At 69.0% G+C, this 5,302-nt stretch carries 3 protein-coding genes; 2 read left to right on the top strand and 1 reads right to left on the bottom strand.

From position 1 onward, the window contains the following. The first annotated feature begins 220 nt into the window (after positions 1 to 220). Positions 221 to 2,041: a rhodanese-like domain-containing protein gene (locus tag FNH05_RS39920; RefSeq protein ID WP_342781638.1), complete on the top strand. Its 1,821-nt coding sequence runs from the start codon at positions 221 to 223 to the stop codon at positions 2,039 to 2,041. 136 nt (positions 2,042 to 2,177) lie between these two features. Here FNH05_RS39920 and FNH05_RS31315 read toward each other — a convergent pair whose 3' ends face one another. Beyond that, positions 2,178 to 3,605, bottom strand: coding sequence for a purine-cytosine permease family protein (locus FNH05_RS31315; protein ID WP_222426761.1), 1,428 nt, complete (start codon positions 3,603 to 3,605; stop codon positions 2,178 to 2,180). 428 nt (positions 3,606 to 4,033) lie between these two features. Between FNH05_RS31315 and FNH05_RS31320 the strand changes: the two genes are divergently transcribed. Then, the gene (locus FNH05_RS31320) at positions 4,034 to 5,299 is read left to right on the top strand and encodes a sensor histidine kinase (protein WP_144592462.1); all 1,266 of its coding nucleotides are present in this window, start codon (positions 4,034 to 4,036) and stop codon (positions 5,297 to 5,299) included. The last annotated feature ends 3 nt before the right edge of the window (positions 5,300 to 5,302 follow it).

Raw genomic sequence — 5,302 nt, forward strand, 5'->3', positions numbered from 1 at the left:
GCCTGAACAGGCGGCCAGTACGGCGGCCGCGGCCACGCTGCTCAACGCAACCCAGATCTTCTTGAAACGCACAAGGGCCCCCAGGGTCGGGTTCTGTGTCCGGTGTTGTTGCCGAGAAAGACGTGCTGTGGGGCGGAAGGGTTCTGTCTGGGCCGGTCACGTTCTTGTTGCGGTGACCGGCGTCTCGGCGCTCTCGCCGGGAACAGCCGGAAGTGGTGGGATGGTCACCATGCGATACATCATCATCGGGGCCGGGGCGGTCGGGTCGACAGTGGCGGCGCAGCTGCACCTCGCCGGGATCCGCACGGTGCTCATCGCACGCGGAAAGCACGCCGCCGCGATCCGTGACGGGGGCCTGCGGTACCTGCGTCCGAGCGGCGAACAGGTCGTTGCGGTGCCGGTCGCCTCCGGCGCCGCCGAGGTCGACCTCGCGGCCGACGATGTGCTGGTGCTCGCGACGAAGACGCAGAACACCGAGGAGGTCCTCCAGGAGTGGGCCTGGCGCCCGGCCGGCGAGGGCCTGGCAGCAGACCTGCCCGTGGTGAGTCTGCAGAACGGTCTCGAGAACGAACGGGCGGCACTTCGCCGTTTCCGCACCGTCTTCGGTGCCGCCGTGTGGCAGCCGTCGACCTTTCTCGAGCCCGGAGAGGTGAGCGCCGAAGGGGCGGAGAAGCCGGGCATTTTCTGGTTGGGCCGGTATCCCAGCGGTGAAGACCCCAGGCTCGATGCGATCGCCGAGGATTTCCGCCGGGCGGACTTCGTGGTTCAGGTGGTGCCCGATCTTCCGCGCTGGAAGGCGGGCAAGCTGCTCGCCAACCTCACCAACGCGGTGCATGCGTTGTACGGGCGGGACGACCGGATCACGGGCGAACTCCAGGCGGAGGCGCGGCGCGTGTTCCAGGCGGCGGGGATGACTGCCGCTGATCTCGCCGCGGAGTCCGAAGTGGATATTTCGGCCGTCGAGGTGGCCGAGATACCGGGACGGGCTCGTGGCGGCAGCTCGACCTGGCAGAGCCTGGCGCGGGGTGCCGGTTCGGTGGAAACCGACTTTCTCAACGGGGAGATCGTGTTGCTCGGGCGGTTGCACGGGGTGCCGACCCCGCTCAACGAGGCGGTGCAGCGTCGGCTGGCGATCGCCGCGAACCACGGTGAGGCGCCGGGCAGCGCGGACCCCGCGGAACTGCCGCGACCCGTACCGCCGGTCCTGGTCAGTGCCGAGGAGCTCGCCCGGCAACTGGACTCGGAGAATCCGCCGGTGTTGCTGGACGTGCGCTGGAAGCTCGGCGACCCGAATGGCCACCAGCACTACCTGGAGGGGCATCTGCCAGGTGCGGTCTACGTCGATCTCCATACCGAACTGGCCGCGCCACCGGTGCCGGCCGAGGGCAGGCACCCCCTGCCGGATCTGGAGGCCCTGCAGGCGGCCGCCCGGCGCTGGGGCGTGCGCGAAGGAGTGTCGGTGGTGGCCTACGACGCCGGAGGAAACATGGCGGCGGCGCGGGCGTGGTGGCTGCTGCGGTGGGCTGGGCTGTCCGAGGTGCGGCTGCTCGACGGCGGCCTGGCCGCCTGGGGCGATCGCCCGCTCGAGACCGGCCACGGCCGCACCCCCGAGCCTGGGGATGTGGTGCTGCGGTCGGGCAACCTGCCGGTCCTGACCATCGACGAGGCCGCCGCCTTCCCGGACCATGGACTGCTCCTGGACGCGCGGGCGGGAGAGCGGTACCGCGGCGAGCAGGAGCCGATCGACCCCCGCGCCGGACACATTCCCGGTGCGGTCAGCGCCCCGACCGGGGACAATCTGGCCCCCGACGGCCGTTTCCGGTCCGTCAGCGAACTCGCGGGCCGGTTCGCCGGCCTCGGTGCCACGGACCGTCCGGTCGCCGTCTACTGCGGTTCCGGGGTCACCGCGGCCCACGAGATCGCGGCGCTGGCGGCCGCGGGTATCGAGGCCGCGCTGTACCCGGGTTCATGGTCGCAGTGGTCGAATCACCCGGACCGTCCGGTCGCGACCGGCCCCGACCCCGTCGGCCCCAACCGCTAGGGAGTCGGCGGGAGGAGCCGCATCCCGGCAGTGGCCCGGCGGGACGGCCGCATGACCGTTCCGCCGGAGGCTCCGCTGCTTGCGATCTCCCAGTGCTTCCGGCTTACGGACTTCGACCATCCCTTGCGCGATCTCGTCAGGAGGCCGGACTGCCCGCCGTCACCTTCTCGCTCACCCGGGCTTGCCACCCGCCGGCGCTCGGCACAACCTTCCTCAGGATCGCGTAGACGATCGCCGAGGCCACCAATCCCACGTAGTACGCCAGATCCGCTCCGTGCAGGGCCGAAGCGACCGGACCGGTGAAGACGCTCGTGTTCATGAACGGCACGGCGGCCGCGCAGCCGACCAGGAAGGCCACGAGTGCGGGCCACCCCGCCTGGCGGGTCGCGACTTCCGCCAGGACGTCGAATTCACGCCGCCGCGGCCTCCTGGCCCACCAGTCGATCGCCACGACACCGACGAATGGCGGGACCCAGTAGCCGATCACCAGCAGCACATCCTCGAACTTCGAGCTGAGGTTGCCGCTGTGCATCCACAGGATGAGTCCGAACGCGATCACCGTGACGACCACGGCGGACACCGGTCGCCGCAGCCGCACGCCGATCGTCTGCAGGGCCAGGGAGCCGCTGTAGTCGTTCATCGCGTTCGAGGAGACCGCGGTCAATGCGATCACCAGGAGTGCGATATTGCCCAGCAGTCCGCCGCCGAGCAGGGTGCTGATGCCTGCCGTGGTCTGGTCGGTCAGTGTCTGCCCGGCCGCGAGCCCGAGCGCTTCGCCCCACGCGAAGGACAGCGTCAGTCCCAGCAGCGTGTACACGAAAGCCCGTGGCCGAGAAGTCGTCGACGGAAGGTACCGGCTGAAGTCCGACGCGTAGCTGGCCCACGAGATGGACAGGCTGAGCGCGATGGTGCTGAACAGCAGGAACGCGCCCATGAGTTCCCCGCCGGAAACGGTGTTGTGCACGGCGATCGTGTGTCCGGTCAGAAGTTTGGCCGTGAGCACGACGAAGAACACGCCGATGACCGCGGTCATCACCGCCTGCACCCGGTGGATCACTTCGTAGCCGAGGATGCCGACCGCGCACTGCAGGAGTAGTACGACGGCCACCGCCAGCCAGAACGGCATGCCCACGAGTTTGGCCAGCGCCTCACCGCCGAACAGGCCGACCAGCGCATCCCAGGCGATCGAGTTCAACCACTGCACCAGCCCCGGAAGCACCACGCCGCGGCGGAACGGGAGGCGAGCCAGCGGGAGCTGGGCGGTACCGGTCTTGGGCCCCCAGGTGGCGAGGTAAGCCACCGGAATGGCGCCGAGGACCGTACCGGCCAGCAGCGCGACGAGCCCCGTGCCGAACCCGAGGCCGAGTCCGGCACCAAGGGTGCCGGAGAAGACCGCGGTCATCGTCAGGTTCGGGGCGAAGAACACCGTGAGCAGGCGGATCGGCCGTCCGAATCGGTTGGCGGCGGGTACCGGCGTGATCCCATGCGTCTCGATAGCAAGATCGCCCGCCCGTGCGGGCATCCGGCCGCCGAACACCTCTGCGGTCAGCGAAGTCCTGTCCATGGACAGTACCGTCTCACACTGTTGGGTGAGGAGGGACAATCTTCCTTATTGGTCACGTCGCTTGCTCACGGGACCACCTGTTGTGATGTCGGACCTTCACGATGGCGGGTGCGGGTGGTGTCACAACTGTGCGGGTCTTCACGATGATCAACTCCAGACTGCTCGTGGACGAAGAGGGGCAGGTTGCCGGGATTCGGGCCGGCGAGCGGATGTTCGGCCGACTGGCCCGGTCGTCGTCGAGGCTACCGCAGTATCGAACGACATTTCGAACACCTTCGGGTGATCCTCTGATGACCTGTCCCCCAAGATCTGTCTTTTGGGAGATGGTCTCGAGGGGCTTGCATTCGGCAGGCTGAGGCGGAACGCGGCAACACGGTCGATCGGTGGTCGATCGCTGGTCTCGCCGTCCACGGCAAAGGAGGAACGATGTGGAGACTGCAACGGCTCGGACGCTCGTACGGCCCGCCTGGGTGGCGGGGCACCGCGTACGGTTGCGTGCCGGCGTGGCCGGTATGGCATCGGGGACGGGTTCCGGTCCGCTCTCGCGCGGATGGGTCGCACTCGCCGTCTGGGCCACCGCGGTCGTGGTCGTCCTCGGGCTTCCCGAGGTGCCCGTCCTCCCCAGCCTGTCCGCCATAGCCGCGCTCGTGGTGTCCACCGCGAGTTCTCTCGGCGGGCTGCGGTCACATCGGACGTTCGTGATCGGAGCTTCCTTCTCGGCCGCACTGTCCCTTGTGGATACTGGAACATGTCGAGATCCCGTCGGTCCCGATTGGGCTCCGTGGATGCTCGTCGAGATCGGCTTTCTGCTGTTCCTGCTGGTCCAGGTGGTCCGAAGGCTCCCGCTTTCCCGGGCGTGGCCGGTCGGGGTTTCGGTGTTCGTCGCGGTCACCCTGATTCCGGTGCGGTTCGCGCCGGCTTTCCCGACATCTCCTCCGTTGCTTGAAATCGCCGGACTCTGCTGCGGGACGGCGCTTCTGGCGGGCTGCGCCCTGTCGGTGGGGATTTACCTGCGATGGCTTGACAAAAACGCCGTCCGGGCCGTGCGACGGGCGCGACACGAGCAACGCAGGCAGCTCGAACGGGATGTCCACGACTGGCTGGCCCACGAGGTGACCGCGATAGTGCTGGAAGCGCAGGCCGCCCAGCTGTCCGAGTGCGTCGGCGGCGAGGCGGGCACCGCATTGAGACGGATCGAAGAGGCCGGTGTCCGGGCACTGGAGTCGATGGACCGGGCGATCCGGCTTCTTCGTCGCGAGAACGGGCCCAGTGGCGAGATGGGCGAGGGGTGCCTGCGCAGCTTTCGTGAGTTGCCGGAATTGATCGCACGATTCGACCGGGTCGGCTCCACCCGCGCCCAACTGTCCCTGGAGGAGAGGGTGGGGGCGCGGCCCGAGATCGAGGACGCGGGCTATCGGGTGGTGCTGGAGTCCTTGACGAACGTTCGCAGGCACGCCGCCACGGCCACCCGTCTGCTGGTCGCCGTGCGGCAAGAGGGAGCGGCCGTGATGCTGACGGTGACCGATGACGGGCGGCCTGGGCAGAGCCCCTCCGTCTTCAGGCAGCGGAACGGTGGTGCCGGGCTGGCGAGTCTGGCCGAGCGTGTCCACGCTCTCGGGGGCGCCTTCCGGGCCGGGCCGGGCGAGGCGGGAGGCTGGCGAGTCCAGGCGGTATTTCCGCTGGACGGCGGATGAAGC

The sequence above is a fragment of the Amycolatopsis rhizosphaerae genome (assembly GCF_007713715.1).
In the GTDB taxonomy this organism is placed as follows: domain Bacteria; phylum Actinomycetota; class Actinomycetes; order Mycobacteriales; family Pseudonocardiaceae; genus Amycolatopsis_E; species Amycolatopsis_E rhizosphaerae.